The organism is Anabaena sp. AL09 (assembly GCF_001672255.1).
Classification (GTDB): domain Bacteria; phylum Cyanobacteriota; class Cyanobacteriia; order Cyanobacteriales; family Nostocaceae; genus Dolichospermum; species Dolichospermum lemmermannii.
The window spans coordinates 1-18,423 of sequence record NZ_LJOQ01000034.1; the positions used below are offsets into that span (position 1 = coordinate 1).

At 35.4% G+C, this 18,423-nt stretch carries 17 protein-coding genes and 1 pseudogene; 5 read left to right on the top strand and 13 right to left on the bottom strand.

Features of this window, described 5'->3' with window-relative positions; genetic code table 11:
- Nucleotides 1-239: 239 nt before the first annotated feature.
- The 6 genes from cas5d to AN490_RS05635 all read right to left on the bottom strand — a co-directional run bounded on the left by cas5d (nt 240) and on the right by AN490_RS05635 (nt 5,979).
- A complete protein-coding gene (gene cas5d, locus AN490_RS05610) occupies nt 240-998 on the bottom strand; it encodes a type I-D CRISPR-associated protein Cas5/Csc1 (protein WP_300000756.1) in 759 nt (252 codons plus the stop codon).
- Between the two features lie 3 nt (nt 999-1,001).
- Nucleotides 1,002-2,027, bottom strand: a complete 1,026-nt coding sequence (cas7d, locus tag AN490_RS05615) for a type I-D CRISPR-associated protein Cas7/Csc2 (protein WP_300000757.1) — start codon at nt 2,025-2,027, stop codon at nt 1,002-1,004.
- Between the two features lie 28 nt (nt 2,028-2,055).
- Nucleotides 2,056-4,785, bottom strand: a complete 2,730-nt coding sequence (locus tag AN490_RS05620) for a CRISPR-associated protein Csc3 (RefSeq protein ID WP_300000758.1) — start codon at nt 4,783-4,785, stop codon at nt 2,056-2,058.
- On the bottom strand, nt 4,778-5,221 hold the full coding sequence (locus AN490_RS05625; RefSeq protein WP_300000759.1) for a DUF86 domain-containing protein: 444 nt from the start codon (nt 5,219-5,221) through the stop codon (nt 4,778-4,780). Before AN490_RS05625 ends, AN490_RS05620 begins: the two co-directional genes overlap by 8 nt.
- Nucleotides 5,218-5,706, bottom strand: coding sequence for a nucleotidyltransferase domain-containing protein (locus AN490_RS05630; RefSeq protein WP_300000760.1), 489 nt, complete (start codon nt 5,704-5,706; stop codon nt 5,218-5,220). The genes AN490_RS05625 and AN490_RS05630 overlap by 4 nt, the downstream gene beginning before the upstream one ends.
- 78 nt (nt 5,707-5,784) lie before the next feature.
- The gene (locus AN490_RS05635; RefSeq protein WP_300000761.1) at nt 5,785-5,979 is read right to left on the bottom strand and encodes a hypothetical protein; all 195 of its coding nucleotides are present in this window, start codon (nt 5,977-5,979) and stop codon (nt 5,785-5,787) included.
- Between the two features lie 485 nt (nt 5,980-6,464).
- Between AN490_RS05635 and AN490_RS05640 the strand changes: the two genes are divergently transcribed.
- The 3 genes from AN490_RS05640 (at nt 6,465) to AN490_RS05650 (ending at nt 8,289) form a co-directional block, all read left to right on the top strand.
- Nucleotides 6,465-7,337, top strand: a complete 873-nt coding sequence (locus AN490_RS05640) for a WYL domain-containing protein (RefSeq protein ID WP_300000762.1) — start codon at nt 6,465-6,467, stop codon at nt 7,335-7,337.
- A 326-nt stretch (nt 7,338-7,663) separates the two neighbouring features.
- A complete protein-coding gene (locus AN490_RS05645; RefSeq protein ID WP_300000763.1) occupies nt 7,664-7,879 on the top strand; it encodes a hypothetical protein in 216 nt (71 codons plus the stop codon).
- Between the two features lie 2 nt (nt 7,880-7,881).
- Nucleotides 7,882-8,289 carry a type II toxin-antitoxin system VapC family toxin gene (locus AN490_RS05650; RefSeq protein WP_300000764.1) on the top strand — a complete coding sequence of 136 codons (408 nt, stop codon included), beginning with the start codon at nt 7,882-7,884 and terminating at the stop codon, nt 8,287-8,289.
- 76 nt (nt 8,290-8,365) lie between these two features.
- Here AN490_RS05650 and AN490_RS05655 read toward each other — a convergent pair whose 3' ends face one another.
- From AN490_RS05655 to AN490_RS05665, 3 genes are all read right to left on the bottom strand, one after another.
- Complete coding sequence (locus AN490_RS05655) at nt 8,366-8,656, bottom strand: hypothetical protein (RefSeq protein WP_300000765.1); 291 nt, start codon at nt 8,654-8,656, stop codon at nt 8,366-8,368.
- Between the two features lie 216 nt (nt 8,657-8,872).
- Nucleotides 8,873-9,355, bottom strand: a complete 483-nt coding sequence (locus tag AN490_RS05660) for a DUF29 domain-containing protein (RefSeq protein WP_300000766.1) — start codon at nt 9,353-9,355, stop codon at nt 8,873-8,875.
- Nucleotides 9,356-9,385: 30 nt separating this feature from the next.
- The gene (locus tag AN490_RS05665; protein ID WP_300000767.1) at nt 9,386-9,853 is read right to left on the bottom strand and encodes a DUF29 domain-containing protein; all 468 of its coding nucleotides are present in this window, start codon (nt 9,851-9,853) and stop codon (nt 9,386-9,388) included.
- Nucleotides 9,854-10,267: 414 nt separating this feature from the next.
- Between AN490_RS05665 and AN490_RS05670 the strand changes: the two are divergent.
- Both AN490_RS05670 and gatB read left to right on the top strand, forming a co-directional pair.
- Nucleotides 10,268-10,387 (top strand): annotated as a pseudogene (locus AN490_RS05670) (toxin-antitoxin system HicB family antitoxin); the annotation flags it as partial.
- Nucleotides 10,388-10,447: 60 nt separating this feature from the next.
- Complete coding sequence (gene gatB / locus AN490_RS05675) at nt 10,448-11,929, top strand: Asp-tRNA(Asn)/Glu-tRNA(Gln) amidotransferase subunit GatB (protein WP_300000768.1); 1,482 nt, start codon at nt 10,448-10,450, stop codon at nt 11,927-11,929.
- 290 nt (nt 11,930-12,219) lie between these two features.
- Here the strand turns inward: gatB and AN490_RS05680 are convergent, their stop codons facing one another.
- From AN490_RS05680 to AN490_RS05695, 4 genes are all read right to left on the bottom strand, one after another.
- The gene (locus tag AN490_RS05680; RefSeq protein ID WP_300000769.1) at nt 12,220-13,176 is read right to left on the bottom strand and encodes a hypothetical protein; all 957 of its coding nucleotides are present in this window, start codon (nt 13,174-13,176) and stop codon (nt 12,220-12,222) included.
- A gap of 17 nt (nt 13,177-13,193) precedes the next feature.
- Nucleotides 13,194-14,360: an AAA family ATPase gene (locus tag AN490_RS05685; protein ID WP_300000770.1), complete on the bottom strand. Its 1,167-nt coding sequence runs from the start codon at nt 14,358-14,360 to the stop codon at nt 13,194-13,196.
- Between the two features lie 213 nt (nt 14,361-14,573).
- On the bottom strand, nt 14,574-17,150 hold the full coding sequence (gene leuS / locus AN490_RS05690; RefSeq protein WP_300000771.1) for a leucine--tRNA ligase: 2,577 nt from the start codon (nt 17,148-17,150) through the stop codon (nt 14,574-14,576).
- 195 nt (nt 17,151-17,345) lie between these two features.
- Entirely contained in the window at nt 17,346-18,233 is an 888-nt protein-coding gene (locus tag AN490_RS05695) for a DUF4351 domain-containing protein (RefSeq protein ID WP_300000772.1), read from the bottom strand.
- Between the last annotated feature and the right edge of the window lie 190 nt (nt 18,234-18,423).

Consider the following 18,423-nt stretch of genomic DNA (forward strand, 5'->3'; position numbering starts at 1 on the left):
ACTTTTCAAACACCCTCTAACAGTCAAGTGATAGGGGTAAAAACCAGAATATTATTCAGTATCTTTTGTCAGACTATCAACCAGGTATTTATTTATTGGAGGGAGTGTTACAAGAAGATAATGGTAGCCAAATTAGTCAAAAACTTAGTTACACTGGGAGAGCTTTTTTACTCACTCACCGACTTTTCAAACATCCTCTTATCCTTTCATAAAGGGAGCGGTAGAACCATAAATTTTGATTACTCATTTCTGTTTTCTCTACCACAATAATGTAAACCTGCGGGTACAATCATTTCGCCAATTTGCCAAGCTGCACCTCGAAAATGAAGATTTTTTAATATCGGTGCAGGAGGTATAGAGATTAAATCAAAAGCAAATATTTCTATTTGTCTTGGTAAATCAGCAACATTTAGATAAAATTGACTTTTATATTCGCCTTCTGGGAGTAAAGTTATAGGAAACTCTTTTAAGACATTCACTTTAACTTTACTAGCGAATTTTCCCACACGAATATAATCTGGTAATTGTTGATTTCCAAATACTAATGTTTGGAATTTATTACCCCTTTCAATCATGCGTAATCTTCCAGTTTGAGGAAAATTACTTGCTCTAAATGAACTAGGTTTTGTACCTTGACGTTGTAATGGTAAATCTTCTCTGGCAGTTGCTACACGATTATTAGTCATGGTGTACCAATAAGCATCAGAAAGAGCGTTAAATCTTTCAAATCTAAATGTAACTCTGCCTATTGGTGAAGCTGGTAAAATGTAGCAGGATTGAGCTATTGCTTGAAAATCTTCTTTGTAGGTTGGTCGTCCTGTAGCCTGACCTTGGAGACGATAGGGGGAATTTACCCAACCTAAAGCATAGGTTAAAGCATAATTCCCAAGTAACCCCTCAGTGTAATAGGTATCAGACAACTCCCTAGAGGCAAAAAAGACTGGTTCAAGACAGTTTAATTCAATAAGTTTTGCCTGTGAAAAAGGAATTGTTGACATAATTTAACTCTCTACTTCAACTGGATTATTTTTGTTTTTACCTTTACCTTTACCTTTGTTTTTTTCAGGTGCAACTTGACGGAAAGGTTCATAGGATTGACTTAAACGCTTGAGAAAAGTATCACGTTCTGCTTCTGACCAGTGGGTTTCTACATCAGTAATTAAATTTCCTAATTCTTCATCAGATAGTTGCACAGAAACCCCTCTTCTGTTTTGCCAATTTGTAATTACTTGCTTGGTTGCTGTGATGACTCTATTAATATTTAAAGGGTGTTCTAAAGGTTCTCCTAAAACATCATAGGTAGCTTGTACAAGTTCCAAGGAGCTAGGTAATTCGGTAATACTGCCAAAAATACCTAATATTTGATTTTCCATTCTTCCTACACGACTGGAAACAGCACCATAACGACTGGTAAAAAGAATATTTCCGATAATGTAGCGCAGTTCATCAGCAGTTACATCTTTGAGTGTGACAACATCTAAAAAATGAACTCCTGGTTTGATGTATTCGCTGGTATTTAAAGCGGTGGAAGGATTACCTTTTTCATCTCGCATTGTGCCGTTTTCGTAGATGGCGTTAATAGTGCGATCGCCTACCACATCAGTAGCAGATAAAATACTAAAAGCGTCTTCAGTCCAAATACGGCTTTTTTGTGCGCCACCTCCACCGGCAGCGAAACCATAAAGGAAACAATCTACACACATTTCACAAGGTGCATTAGTATTTAAAGAGCAAATAGAGCCATCTTTGACGTTAGTGTATAAAAGTTCGTGCGCTCTTAAATGTTCTCTTCCATAACGTCTTTCTGGTGCTACTTGTTTACGTTTAGTCATCACCAACCGTTGAATAATATTATCATTATTCACACCAGCTTGAACAAATTCATTACACATTGACTCACCAGAACCTTCTGTGCGAAAAATAGTTTCTGAGTGAGTTGTTCTGAGAACGATTAAAGTAATAAACCGACCTTTGGGGAAATTTTCATAGGTGGTTGCAAGAACAGGGGAAAGCTTTTGAATTGACATGATAAACTCCTAGTTAGTTAATGATTAATTAAACAGTTGTATTTGTTTCATCAGAATCATCTTCTGATTTATTTTTTAGCTTTGTACGTGCTTCTTCTAAGAAAAATAAATAAGCAGCTTCTAAAGTCTTTTGATCAGATAACAACTTTTCTGGACGTGCTGAGTAAACTTCCTCATATAGCTTGCGTAATACATCGTAATAATGCTTAACTTGTTCAAGTTTTTTTACTCCTACATGATATTCACTAATTCGATCTAAACGAGTATGATATTGCTGAACTAAAGCTGCAAACATTACCTCCAAATCTAAATAAGGTTTTTGAGTTTTGACAGCAGCAATAAAAGCTGTAAAAGGTTCTGATTGAGCAGTTCTTTTAAATGAACTTCCCCAAATTCTGCCTTCTGCGGCTATTTGAGCAGCTTCTTTTAAATATTTAGTCAAAAGTGAATTTTCATTAGGCATAAGGCTCTCCATTAATGTATTTAAAGGCTGACAAATTCGACTCCAAATAATGCTCAAATTTGGTTCATCTTGTTCTCGTAAAATCCAACGTAACAAAACAAAATAAAGTTCAATTGGTCTATCACAAGTACGAGCCAAATCATATAAACAATCATCAGATTTCTGAATGCTGGCAACAGATATTGCTAGTTCTCCAAGACAACGTAATCTTTCAAGAATTTCTTCTGCACTGAGAGTATTCCTATCTTCCTGGGTCTTTTCATTCTTAAAACGTTCATATTGTCCATTTCCTAGTAAAGGTTGCAGTGCAGCAGGAATACCTTCAACTCTGCCATATACATCATCAAATAAATCTACCTCCATATTGCTGCTTAAAGTAAAAGGAAAACCAATATCTAAAGATAAAGATATTTCTAATCCTAATCTCAGTGATTTGAGTAAAGCTAAAGAAGTATTAACATCTCCCCAAACTAAAGGAATAATCACAGATGTATGAATAAAATCCGGTCGTTTAGGTAATGCTACACCAACTACCTTATTAGCTTTAAATTCAAGTTTGTGATCTCGATAAAGTTGTAATTGATCAACAGTAACAGTACCCCCTTCAGTATTGGTTGCTGCAAGTTGTTTTAACAGTTCGCGCCAAATTCTTAAAAGTTCAGGAGCAGAACCTTTTGGTAATGATAAATGTAAATAAAGAGGTTCTTGTTTGCTAACTTTAGGAAAATTTGCACCCACTGTCATTAGTTGATAAGCTAAAGCAGCAATAGAATCTGCTTGTCTTTTTGGTTCAGCACTAATACCACCTGGTAAACGATTAGAAAAAGCCTGTACTTTTGTGCCAGGAGGCATATTAGCTGAAATTAATTCATCTATTTCACTGGATGTAGAACCTAAAGAACATCTTTGTCTAGGATTAGCTTCTACATAAGCATCTAATTCATTAATTCCAATTAGCTGATTAGCAAAAGGTAAATTTACCATTCTACTAACTGCTAAAATCATTTCTTCAGATATTTCTATTTCTTCAGAAGTTTCTGTACTGTTATTTCTTAGTTGAAAAGACTCTTGGAGAGATTCGTTAATACCTTCAATGCCATTAATAGCGGCTTTTGCTGCAAATAAAGGTCGTCCATACTGACCATTAAATGGTTCAAGTGCAAGGCGTTGATGTTCAGAAATTCCAGCATGATGAGAGATTTTATCCCAAACTTCTTTAGGATTTAAACCTGCTTCTCGATAACTCAGATAAGCTGCTTTCAAACCTTCAGATATAGCAAATTCTTCTGCATTACTTACAGGCAATAATCCCAGTTCAGCAGCTTTTTCTAGTGCTTCCTCACCAGCATCTTCACCCCATTTAGTTACAGATTCAGCAACTTTATCTGATTTATAACCTGCTTTCTTCTTTTCTAAAAGAGCCTGAATATTGACTAAAACCTCATCAACATTTTGTTGAATAGCCTGATGAGTAACTTTGATACCATCTTTAGTGGCTCTGACAAGTTTTTCAATATTGTTACCAAAAACTTGATCAATTTTACTTTGCCAAACAGTAGCGATTTCTTTGGTTAAATCTACATTTGGTAAATTTCCACCTTCAAAAAGTTCGCTATCTGGAAAAATGGCGATGGGATGAAAGCCATATTTTTGTAAAACTTCTTCACAAGCACCCAGTAACAAGGATGTAATATAACCTTTATCTTCTGATAAACGCACTCGAAAAAGATTACATTTTCTGCCAAAAGCGACTGTTAATTCTGTTTCTATTTTGCGAAATCGTTGTGCATCAGGAATACCTAAATCAAACAAATCAGCAGCAACTAACATTGCAGCCCAACGTTCAATATTTGGGTCTTCTGGTAAAAATCTAGCACCATCACTGACGCTGTGACCTGAATGACGTTCAATCAACTTTCTGACTAATTCTAAGTCATCATCTGTGACTACAAAGCTAAGAACACAAGCTTTTTCAAGTTGTTCTTTTAAAAAGTCTTTATCTCTAGCTAAGGTTTTAACATTTCGTCCTTGAGAACCTTCTAATTTATTGAGGTCATGAACAGCCGTCGCAGCTAATAATAAAGGTCGTTTATCTTCTGCTACTTGTGCTATACGGCTGACTGTTAAAATGAACTGACAAGCAGAGTCTAAATGTTCTGCAAGAGTTGTACCTGTTCTCACACCATATTGAGGATGATGTGCATGATTTTCATAAAGCCGGGGGCGAATTTCACTGAAATAACGTTCCTCTAAGGATTTAGGAGGACGATTTAAAAGCCGACCGCGTTTAATCATTTTCTTCTTCCAATTTAATTAAATAAGAGTTGATTTGTCTCACATAAAGCGGATATTGCTGTAAAGCAAAACTAATTGCCATGAAAACCTGATTCGGATCTATATCATCATATTCATGAACCAAACGATTTCTTAAACCTGATGATGGCGCAATTTGTTTTGCTAGTTCAGGAGTAAGAATTTGATATTTACCTAATTCAATAAAAGCCTCAAAATTAGTGTAAGACTTTCCAGATTTGAGTTTTGACAATATATGATCATTGATGTCTATTGCGGCTTGAGTCATTAATTGCAATAGTCTTTCTACAATTAGTTGTTGACGAAAATCACCTAAAAATTCATCAAGACTCAAAGAATTAAATTCTACTAAGGTGTTGTAATATTTGGTAATTAACCTTAGTCTTGATAAAACTATTTCAGAATCTATATTATTCATGCTCCCCACTTATTTAACTCTATTTCAATAATTCGTTGTTGCTCTTTACGAAATTTCTTTAACTCTGATTCAGCTTTTAAGGAATTTAAGCAAAAATCATTAAATTGTCCAGTAAATTTTTCATATAACATAATTCCATCACGCGCTACAAAATGACTAATTAACCAAGAACATTTATTTAGTTCTACAATATCTATAATATCAGGATTAATTTGTAAAACTTCACCAATCACAATTGGCAGTTCAAATAAAACAGCAATATTATTTGCTATGTAATTCTGACGTTTTTCTTCATCATATAAAACTGCAAAATCCCAGTCACTATCAGCTTTAGTTTTACCAGTTGCTCTAGAACCAAATAAAACTAACATTTTTAAGTAAGGTATTTTCTCAGGAATTTGTGAGGATAATTCTTGAAGTTCTGTAATTGTGGGAGTATTGTTTTGCATTTGCTTTAGTCCAGCTATAGGAATTATTTTCTTCAAGAAATTTCTGCATTACTAACTACTATTTTCAAGAAATGGGAGTAGGAGAAACTACCCCCAATATGTTAGAAATTCTTTTTAAGCGAACTGCTTGCAGCAGCGCTTCGCTATCGCTTTTGACTCAATTACAAGTCTATACTCATGCTGTTGACCTTGAATACGACGTTTATTAAACTGATAACCTCTTTTCTTGAGGACGTGCATAGTTGCAGAAAATCGGTGGCTAATTTTTTCGACTAGTTCTTCTGTAGAATGCCAGCAAGAATCTGACATAACTTGAAGCATACGATCTGGAAGATTATCTTTCACAAAAAATTACCTCAATAAGTTTGCGCCGAAATAGCCATATCAGTGCTAACCTATGAGATACCACTCAACATAGGTGAACTGAAACAGCTTTGTTTCGGTTCTCTTTAATTTAATATAGCACCAAAATTTTGTCTGTAGTAAAGAAGTGAGTAAAAATCTGGTAATGAAAAAAATTGTTCCATGAAACTTTTGAGATATATACTAAAGAAGCCTTGAGACTAGACCCTAATCCCTATAAGGGATTGAAACTGTAGTAAAGATGTGATCGAGGCATTAACATAACTCATTAATCCCTATCAGGGCTTGTAAGCCAGAGCTAGACTCTGGCTTTTTTAATATCTTTTTTAAATACCTCATATTGTGTCCGTAACTCGTTGTTAAAATCTATAATGACACCGAAAATAGAAATTGGCAAGAGAAAACAAGTACAAAATACACGGACACTTATAATGAGTCGAAAAGGTCAGTCTATCACTTTGTCGGTATCAGAACGTGACAAAGCCGAACTAGAAGCGATCGCTCTCGAATTCGGGATGATGTGGGGAGAAGATCCCAATATCTCCAAACTTATCAAAGCGATCGCTCAACATGAGTTAATCATTGGCAAAAATCATGACTGGCAGGAATCACGTATCCGCGCCTTACACCGTTGTATAGGTGCATTAACAGACATTGGACAAGTGGAACAAGCGCAGATTATCGCTAATTTGTTACTCGAACGCAGTGAATTGTCCATACCAATGCGAAAAGAAATTGAAGGGGTTTTAAATAATTCACTTCCATCTTGGCGGTTACAAATTGACCACTATATCTTGCGTCAACAACCGTTTCAACTTTCCTATCAAGATGCAACAGAAAGAATATTAAATTATACGGTTCACTATGCTAAGATTAGCCCCCATGAAAAACGCCTCTATCTTGATTGCTGGTGTGAGGAAACATTAAATAATCATGACATAGAAGAACTACAGCATAACTGGTGTTTTCGTTTAGACAGAATCAACGAAGCTGCTATTACGGAAATTGCTGGTAAATGGCGATCGCAGTTAGATCAAATAGATGTAGAAATGCACCTACTAAACAACTTAGCCTTTGCCTATCAATCTAAACCAGAGGATAAAAGAGTTGAATGGATACCAGAAAAATCAAAGGTGAAGCGAGTGATTAGAGGAATATCTAATACGTTCTGGTTTATCCGGGAAATCATGCAGTATTCCTCTGATTGTATTGTAGTTTCACCGGAGGATGTGCGATCGCGCATTAAAGGAAAACTCATCAATCTATGTCAAAATTATGACTTGACTGCATCACTCACCAGTTAATATCATTACAGGTAATAGCTCAAAATTTAGAAATACCTTAGAGGATGTTTGAAAAGTGGTATTCCGTAATTTTCATCACATTGCTACCCCCCTTAGTCCCCCCTTGTAAAGGGGGGAAACAATAAAGGTGGGGTAAAAAATATTTGATACATCAACCATAACTTTTCAAACACCCTCTTAGGGAATCCTAATAGACCACATTGTAGAGATGTTTCATGAAACGTCTCTACATCATCCTTGTAATTGATGCAATATGTGGGGTTTTAGCAATGCTAAACCCCTACTATAATGTTAAAATAATTAAAATGTAATCATGAAAAAAATCTATGTTGCAAACCATTCAAGGAATCTATAAAAACGGCAAAATAGAACTTTCTGAAACACCCCAAGGAATTACCGAAAGTTATGTTTTTGTGACATTCTTACAAACTAAACCCACTGCTTGGCCAGAAATAATTATGCAGCATCAAGGTATAGCAGAAAATATTATCTTTGAATCTTATCGAGATGAACTATTACCACCTAAAGAAATAGAATTTTAATCATGGCTTATCTACTCGATACTTGTGTAGTTAGTGATTTTGTCAAGGGAGAACAAAATACATTAAACCAACTTAAATCAATTTCTCCGACGGATCTTTTTATTTCATCTTTAACAGTGATGGAAATAAAATATGGATTAGCAATTAATCCAGCAAAAGCAATCAAAATTCAACCTTTAATTAAAACCTTTTTAATCTCAATTACAGTTTTAACTTTTACTTCACAAGAAGCAGAAAAAGCTGCGGAAATTAGAAGTATTCTTAAAATAGCAGGTTCTCCTATTGGTTCTTATGATGTACTCATTGCTGCAACAGCACTAAGTCATAATCTGATGATTGTGACCTCCAATGTGCGAGAATTTCAAAGAGTGCCTAATTTGCAAATCGAAAATTGGCGATTTCCTGAATAAATCTATACAAAACTTTACCATAAATTATTTTCTAAAAACCATAATAGGATATGAGTATCTAACAGAAAATTCATTATTATTCCCCATAAAAAGCAGCAATAACTTCTTCTGAAGTATCATCAAAATCATCAGCAATCTTCACCTGTCCTTGCCAAAAACCCGCAACTCTTGGCTCTAAAATACCTTGGTTACTCATCTGATTTAAACCCACTTTTTCCACTGTAATATTTTCTGAAGAAATAGGTAAAACTTTCGCCCAAGGAACGCCTTGACGAGTTAAGGTAATTTCCATATTATTTTGGATATCTGATAATAATTCAAGTAAATTATCAGACAAGTAAGCAATATCAAAAGTTTTTTCTGACATTATTATTCATTTCCTACTCACTACAACTATTATAGCAAAATTCAGAAATCATCAATAAACATGGTTCTACCGTTCCCCTTATGATCAAACATCCTTTTAATATATCCAAAACCATTGGTGTACATGGGTTTAATCTAAATTAATAAGCGATGGTGTAGGGGTTTCAGGGATATTTTACCGAAAATATCATAAAGGGAGCGGTAGAGCCATAAACATTTAAAATTCAATATTAATAGTATCAGAAAACCAATCACCATCAATTAACTGTTCTAAAGTATAAGGACATTGAACAGGAAAAATGTTTTTCTTTAATCCTGTTTTTGCTATCACATACTTAATAGCTTTTTGATAATTATTTTCTTTTTCTTCATTTAGGTGTTTTCTTAAATTCGTAGTCATATCTGTTTCTAACTCACTACGAAAATTAACAATTTCCGCCGCCCAATGACGACAATTTATGCTTTCTGCTTCCCAATATTCAATTAATAATAAATGAATGATAATTTGTCTTAAATAACTTTCGCCACTGCGTTTAGTATCTCTAACCAAATTTTCTAAAACCTCACTTAAACTATCTAAATCTACATCATTTAATTGATTATTTTTTATTTGTTCCAAAGTCATTTCATACCAGGCTAAATAGTCTGATTTATATAAATTTTTTAAGTTTATTAAGCTATTTGTGCTTAAAATTTGCATATTTTTACCTCAAAAAATAATATAATTTCATTATACCCCATAAAAATCCTCATCCAGAATTTCCTCTATCCCAAAAGGACAAATTAGAGGATACTCACTCTCTTCCGGGACACCAACCCCAAACTTAGCCAGTTTACCCTCCTTAATTGCCAATTTTCGCCCATCAGGATAGGCTTTTTCTACTGCTTCTACTAAAAAACTTTTCAGAGATGGAGTATCTTCAAGATTATCTAAAACCCGTTGACGATGTTCTACAACAAAACTATACCAACTTGTTTTCATGGAGTCGGGTACATCATGCTGAATTTTTAATTTGAGTAAGTGAGCTAATAATATTTTCAGATTACTTCTGAGTGTATTTTTCTCTGACTTACCCAAATCAACTAACTCCTCAATTAAATTCTCAATATCCAGGGATGTAAATTCACGATTTTGTAATTGTTGAATTGTTTGCTCAATCCATAATTGTAAATCGCTATCATATAGTCTATTAGACATATTTTCGGTGTACTCCCATTAATCAGCCCTACTACCACTGTAACTTACAAATTTTTTGTGATCTGCACTTTATTACCATAAATTAACTTATTTGTCAACAGTACATTTTTCTCCCAGTCAACTTCCATAATTTCTTGGCTAATTTTTGTCCAAATTTCTCTCGAAAATTGCTGCTAATTTATGAAGTTTTGTATTATTTTTAGGGATTGATTTCTGAAACGACTATAAATAAAGGGTTCTGAAGATCATCTTGTCAGACACACACAAAATTGACAACATAAACCCAATTATGAAAATCTTCATGATTATAGCAAATCGCCGAAAGTATTGCAAGCTCGTTGCTAAATAAAAATAATTCTCAATTAATTATTAAGAAAATCTTTATTATATTTTCATAAGTTTTAATTATATTTTATTTCTACTATAGCTTTAGCAGAATTTGATGCTTATACCCGATTTAAAGCAATGACTGTCACAGGAAACCCAGAAGCAGGTTTAAGAATACTGTCTAAACTTGATAATCTCACAGAATAGCGCGATCGCCCTACCCGTAATCTAAAATAGTACCAAAGAGTAAAAACCGTAAATCTGGATATGACCACAGCTACACCCGTAAAAACTGAATACGAAGCGATTATTGGCTTAGAAACCCATTGTCAGCTCAGTACCAACACCAAAATTTTCTCTAACAGTTCTACTGCTTTTGGTGCTGACCCCAATACTAACATTGACCCAATATGTATGGGTTTACCAGGAGTTTTACCCGTACTGAACGCCAAAGTTCTCGAATACGCCGTGAAAACTGGTTTGGCGCTAAATTGTCAAATCGCTCGGTATAGTAAATTTGACCGCAAACAATATTTTTATCCTGATTTACCCAAAAATTACCAAATTTCTCAATATGATTTACCCATAGCCGAACATGGTTGGATAGAAATTGAATTGGTAGATGATGCGGGAAACCCCACCCGCAAACGTATTGGTATTACCCGCTTACACATGGAAGAGGACGCGGGGAAACTCGTCCACGCAGGTAGTGATAGGCTTTCCGGTTCTACCTATTCTCTCGTAGATTATAACCGCGCTGGTATTCCCTTGGTGGAAATTGTTTCTGAACCTGATTTGCGAACCGGACAAGAAGCGGCTGAATATGCTCAAGAACTGCGGCGGATTGTGCGCTATCTTGGTGTCAGTGATGGAAATATGCAAGAAGGATCTCTGCGTTGTGATGTGAATATTTCTGTCCGTCCGGTGGGACGAGAGCAATTTGGCACTAAGGTAGAAATCAAGAATATGAACTCCTTTAGTGCGATTCAAAAAGCGATTGATTATGAAATTGAACGCCAAATCGCAGCCATTGAATCAGGAGAAAAGATTGTTCAAGAAACCCGACTGTGGGAAGAAGGTTCACAACGCACCAGCAGTATGCGGATTAAAGAAGGTTCTAGTGATTATCGTTACTTCCCAGAACCAGATTTAGCCCCCATTGAAGTCACTCAAGCAGAATTAGATTCATGGTTAAGTCAATTACCCGAATTACCAGCCCGCAAACGCCATCATTATGAAAATGACTTGGGACTTTCAGCTTATGATGCGCGGGTCTTAACTGAGGATAAACCAGTTGCGGACTATTTTGAAAGTGCAATATCTAAAGGTGCAAATCCCAAATCTGCGGCTAATTGGATTACTCAAGATATCGCTGGGTACTTGAATAAACAAAAACTCACCATCTCCGAAATTAAACTGACTGCTGTTAATCTAGCAGACGTGATTACTCGCATTGAAAATGGTAAAATCAGCAACGCTCAAGCTAAGGAAAAACTCACAGACTTATTAAATGGAGTTTCTCCAGAAACAGCTTTTGCTGGTCAAGAACTCATTTCAGATCGTACCATTCTTGAACCGATTATTGATGAAATCATGGCTGCTAACGCCCAACAAGTCGAAAAATACCGCAAAGGTAACACCAACCTCAAAGGCTTTTTCGTCGGACAAGTCCTGAAAAAAACCGATAAACGTGCAGAACCCAAACTCACCAATCAATTGTTAGAAGAGAAACTCAATGCCCCAATGTAGGGTGACACCCCTCACCCTGAAAATGGTATAGTGTGATAATAAGACGCAACTTGATTATCGAGAGAGCTAGTTTAAATTGGCTCTCTTTCTTTTTAGAGGGAACAGGGAACAGGGAACAACGGACAACGGACAACGGACAACTGACAACTGACAACTGACAACTGACAAAAATAAAAAATAGGGGGTTTGACCCCTTGGTGCTAGAATTATATAATGTGCTAAGTAGATGCACCCTGATGATTTTAGAGAGCTATCCAAGTAGCTCTCTTTATTTGCCCTAACTTGGCGGTTTATTCTTCAATTAATTTATATAGGGTCTTAAAGAAAAAAGGAATATGATTTTCAACAATACAATCTTGTTTGGAATAAAATTTACCAATTTCTAAAGATAATTGTTCTCTAAATTTGGATTTTGAATGAGGCCAATTATCATCAGGTAAAATTTGCTTCCAATATTCTTTAGATTTAACCAGCATTAATACCGCATTTATTAACTTATTTTTATAATGTAAATCTTGATTATTTTCATACTCTTCTTGCCAAGAATGTTGAAATTTATCTATTTCCATACCATCAAAATTAGAAAGGTGACTGATTCTCTTAATTACCCTTGACCAATGAATTTGTAAATCTGCATCATTAGTCATATCATTAACCATATCTAAATAAATATTTTCTAAATTAACAGTATTTTCTTTATATAAAGGAGAAATAGTATATTGATTATCAAAAACTTCTTGAATATCAGGTTTTAAAAAATAAGCTTCTTTATGAATTAAACCAGTAATCCATATACGATGATGGTTTAGATCAGTTTCATTAATCTTTGTTTCATCATAAATACTATAGAAAATATCATCAGTATTTTGAAATTTGTAATCTTCCTTTATTTCAGCAAGTTGAATATCTAAATCTACAATAGCAAAAAGTTTATCAGGAGTTAAAAATGATTGACTATAATCAGCATTATGTAAATCTAAAAGCCCAAAAAATGTATTTAAAACATCATTTCTATCTCCACAATTAAAAAAAACTGGTCTATATTGCTTCCACCATGTTGGTACACAAGCATTATAAAAATTAGCATCTGGCATTTGTTCCATTTGCTTATATAATTGAGGTGAGCGTCTACCTTCAACTTTTGGGGGAATAAGACCTTCACAGAGAATGACAATTTTATTTTTAATTCTGCTATCTTGAATAATCTTTAAACAATGTTCTTTTAGTTCCTGCTCATTAAAACTCATATTCTTGATTAGGTTGATTATTGAATTGTTCTTGCTTGTAATTTTGGGTCTAATTCCTTAACATGAGCAGGTGTAACTGCATTACATAATTCATAGGAATGAGTTGCAAGAATATATTGATTAGTCGCACCCCATTCTTCTAAATCTCTAACTATTTGATATTGCCAATCTGGGTGAAATGATATTTCTAATTCATCCATTAATACAATAGCATCTTCTATCTTATTATGTTTTAACCACATATATATACATAATCTTTTTAATTCTCCATGACTTAAATCTTCTGGGTAAAGTTCTGTATCATCACCATCAATTTTAAAATTAATTCCAGATAAGTCTGGTTGTACATTAATTTTTTTGTTACTCAAAAGATTGTTGAGTTCATCTAATAATTTTACATAATTATTTCCATAATTTCCCCCTTTTTCGACAGCTTGTTTAAAATCATCATCCCGTGCTTTTTTAAATGCTTCAATAAGAATATCTATTGATAGGAAGTCATAGGTAAAAAATCCAGGTAATTTAGAATTAGCTGTTTTTATTTGTTGGTAATAGTTAGTTTGATTGTTAGCTTGAGTTTTAAATAGTGATTTTCTGTTGTCTGGTTCTAGAAATAGGAATATTTGAGAAATATGAGCAGTTAGAAACATTTTATTTGATAAGTCAGTTAAAAATGTTTCAATTTCAACTATATCTGTATCTGTATCATTGGTCTGACAAACTAATCTTTCTCCAAAGTTAAAAGAATTGTTGTCCCTAGGATTCAAATTAGTAATATCCAATAGATTATGCTTTTTCAAAATATTCGCACGTGGACTACGTCTACTCAATGTACGTTCATTATCTTCCGTAACCTCATTATCTTTTGGAATGAAAGACTCATTGCAAACAAAAAAATCAAGTTTTACAGTTTTACTACTATCCCAAATATCAATGATAGCTAATGTCCTCTTTCCAGATTCATCATTCACCTCAAAACCATGTAGTAAATTCTGTATAAACGCCACTCTATCAGGATTACCAGCACAATGTAACAATACAAAAATCAATTGTAATAATGTACTTTTACCACCACCATTTTGACTACCAAGGGGAAAAATACGCGGAGTAAATTCCTTCTCAAAACTAATATCTACATCTTTTAAAACCCGAAAATCAGGTACTTGAATTCTTTGTAAGTGCATAAATCAATATAGTGTTTTAACTTTACGAGTGGATTATACCTATAATACTCTATTCTCAGTCTAAAATTACTTATCTTCTTCTTTCTTCCTTCGTGTCCTTCGTGTCTTCGTGGTTTAATCACTCCGTAGGTTGGGTTGACGCAAGGAAACCCAACATCAACCAATAATAATACATAAGTTGGGTTGCATTTCATTTAACCCAACCTACAAAAACTAACCCAAAACGAAATTCACCAACTTACCAGGAACAACAATCACCTTCTTAACTTCCTTCCCTTCCAGATAACGTTGTCCAGCTTCCGACTCCCGCGCATACTTCTCCAACTCCGCTTTATCAGATTGGGAAGGAACTTGAATAGCACCGCGAGTTTTACCCATAATTTGAATTACCAAAGTAATTTCATCAGCTATCAAAGCCGCAGGATCAAAACTTGGCCAAGTTTGGGTATGCACAGAGTTTTTATTCCCCAACAACTGCCATAATTCATCACCAATATGGGGGGCAAAAGGCGCTAACATAATCACCAAAGTTTGAATACCTTCCGCGTAAATTGGTGAATTATGACAATCAGCATCAGTCAAGGCATTACTTAACTTCATTAATTCCGAAATTGCCGTATTGAATTGATATTCATCTACCACATCTTCCGTAATTGCTTGAATAGCAATATGAATGAAGCGACGTAAATCTTTTTCGGCTTTTGTCAGTTGTCCGTTGTCAGTTGTCAGTTGTTTTGGACTTGCAGCATAATCAGTAACCAACCGCCAAACCCGATTTAAAAAGCGGAATTGTCCCTCAACATCAGCCTCATCCCATTCTAAATCTTTTTCAGGAGGTGCTTTAAATAAAATGAACATTCGCGCCGTATCAATGCCATATTTATTAATTACATCTTCCGGTGCAACACCATTACCTTTTGATTTGGACATGGTAGCATATAGCTTTTGTAAAGGTTCGCCAGTTTGCGGATCTATAGGATTATTAGCATCAACTAAATTAGAAGGAATCCATTTATCCTTACCACCTTTATTTGGGTTCATGTAAGTTAAACCCTGTACCATTCCCTGAGTTAACAACTTTTGAAATGGTTCATCAAAGTTAAATAAACCTCTATCTCTTAATACCTTAGTGAAGAAACGCGAATACAATAAATGTAAAATTGCGTGTTCAATTCCCCCCACATATTGATCTACGGGCATCCAATCATTTACTTTATCAGAATCAAAAATCTTTTCTTCATTCTTGGCATCAGAATAACGTAAGAAATACCAAGAAGAATCAATAAAAGTATCCATTGTATCGGTTTCCCGTTTCGCAGGAGTACCGCAAGTTGGACAAGGCACATTTACCCAACTTTCTAATTGTGCTAAAGGTGAACCACCACGACCACTTAATTCAATATCTTCCGGTAATTGTACAGGTAAATCTTTGTCAGGTACAGGCACAATTCCACATTCAGGACAGTGAATCACAGGGATAGGTGCGCCCCAATAACGTTGTCGAGAAATTAACCAATCTCTGAGGCGATATTGTATTCTTAATTTACCAAAATTTTGTTGTTCTGCAAATTCGATAATGGCTTTTTTCGCATCTATTGAATTCATGCCATTAAAGTCACCGGAATTAACTAAAATTCCCGCTTCTGTATAAGCTGATTTTAAAGTTTCCTCTGCACCAATTTCCGGGACAATTACAACTTTGATGGCTAAATTTTGTTCTTTAGCAAATTTGAAATCTCGGACATCATGTGCCGGTACACCCATTACCGCACCTGTACCATATTCATAGAGTACATAATCTGCAATCCATAGGGGTACTTCTTCCCCAGTGAAGGGATTCACGACTTTTCCCCCGGTAGGAATACCCCGTTTAGGTTTATCTTCCGCAGTCCGTTCTAACTCGCTTTGGTTGCTGACTTCCTTGATAAAGGCTGCTACTGCTGCTTTTTGGTCTGATGTGGTAATAACCTGAGTTAAGGGGTGTTCTGGGGCTAAAACAACGTAACTCACACCATAAATGGTATCGGGACGGGTGGTATAAACGCCGATTTTTTCATCTAAGCCCACAATAGGAAATTCTAAATAAGCGCCTGTGGATTTTCCTATCCAGTTGGCTTGCATTAATTTAACTCGTTCCGGCCAACCTGTGAGTTTATCTAAGTCATTTAATAATTCTTCGGCGTAGTCGGTAATCTTAAAAAACCATTGACGTAGTAATTTACGTTCTACTATTGCCCCACTGCGCCAAGAACGTCCTTCGTTATCAACTTGTTCGTTTGCTAATACAGTTTGGTCAATGGGGTCCCAATTAACTGCGGCTTCTCTTTGGTAAGCTAAACCGGCTTGTAAAAATTGCAGAAAAATCCATTGTGTCCATTTGTAATAATCGGGGGAACAGGTAGCAAGTTCAGTTTCCCAATCTAAGGATAAACCCAGACGTTGTAATTGTTGCCGCATTTGGGCAATATTTTGATATGTCCATTTGGCAGGGGGTACACCTCTATCAATGGCGGCGTTTTCTGCGGGTAGTCCGAAAGCATCCCAACCCATTGGATGTAATACTCGATACCCTTGCATCCGTTTGAGGCGAGCAATCACGTCTGTAATTGTATAGTTACGGACGTGACCCATGTGCAAGCTACCGGAGGGGTAGGGGAACATGGAAAGCGCGTAGAATTTGGGCTTGTTTGTATCTTGAGGGGTTTTATCTAAGCCAAGTTCTAACCATGTTTGTTGCCATTTTTCCTCTATTGCGGCTGGTTGGTATGACGGTTTTTGGGGGGACTCCACAATTAAAACTCCTAATGCTTTTATCTAGTTTCGCTATTGTGGCATAATCTAGATATATTTTTTTCTCACGCAAAGGCGCAAAGACGCAAAGGTAAGAGTTTTTAGAATTAATTTCAGCGAAGTTCGTCCACGATTTAGCAATGTTCTAACTGTTGTAATCAAAAGATTAGCGAACATTAAGATACAATGCAGCAGCTAATTAATGAAATTATGTTCTAGCCAGGTTTCTAAATCTGTAACTGAAGTAAAATCTAATAAAGCCTCTCCTAATTCTTCCAGTTTTTCAACTGGTAATTCTTGGACTTTTTGAATTAATGATGAATCAATTTCTCCAATTCGGCGATTTAAGAGACGGATAATTAGACGTTGTTCTCCTTCTTGTTTAGCTAGTTCTCTATCTTGTTGGTAAAGTGGTGCTAATCGCATAATCAACTCCTGATCTTCTGTTTGTGAACTTTGATTGATTTTTAAGTTTTTCTGGAGGTTGTAGAGTAGTTCTAAGGTGATTTTGACGTAAGGTTGATTTAATGGTAACGCAGCTAATTCATCAATTGCTCGTTTTTGGACTGTACCTCTACCTAAAAGTCTTAACCACAGTGTTTCTTGAGTTTGTGGTAATTGATGAATAACAACAATTGCGGCGTGTAATGATTTTGCTAAATAGTATATTCCGGGTAAGGAATCTGTTTGTGTTGTGCCGCTAAATCCTGATATGATGTTTCTTGAGGCTGTGGGTGTGAGAATCCACAATTTAGGAATCTCAATTTTTGCGCTGGTGGTTTGTTCGCGTTTGGCTGCTCTTCGCAATGCACCTCTGACTTCTAATGATTTTAACAGACAATCACAAATTTCTTCTGTTGATGCTGGGTTACGAAATGGCTCGAATATGGCTGGTGTTGTGGCTAATTTGCCTAATAATCCTAATAGTTCTACGTTGGTTGTTTGATGGGGAAATGGTGTAAATAATACGTCTATTTCTCGGATTTCTCCAGCTACTTGACTGGCTGCTTGAACTTCTCCATAAGGTTTGAGTAATTCTTCTAAATAATCTTTTGCGAATTGGTCATGTATAAAGCGTGTCATTTTCGTGTTTACTTTAAAGATATCTTAGATGTTGCCAGATCCCCGACTTCTTTAAGAAGTCGGGGATCTATTCTATGCTATTATCTACTTGACTAAATCTAAAGTTTTCTGTACTATGGACGAAGCACTCATCAAGCATCCGAAAATCTAAAAAAATATTTTTTATCGCTCCACTCCGTTACGCTAGGGA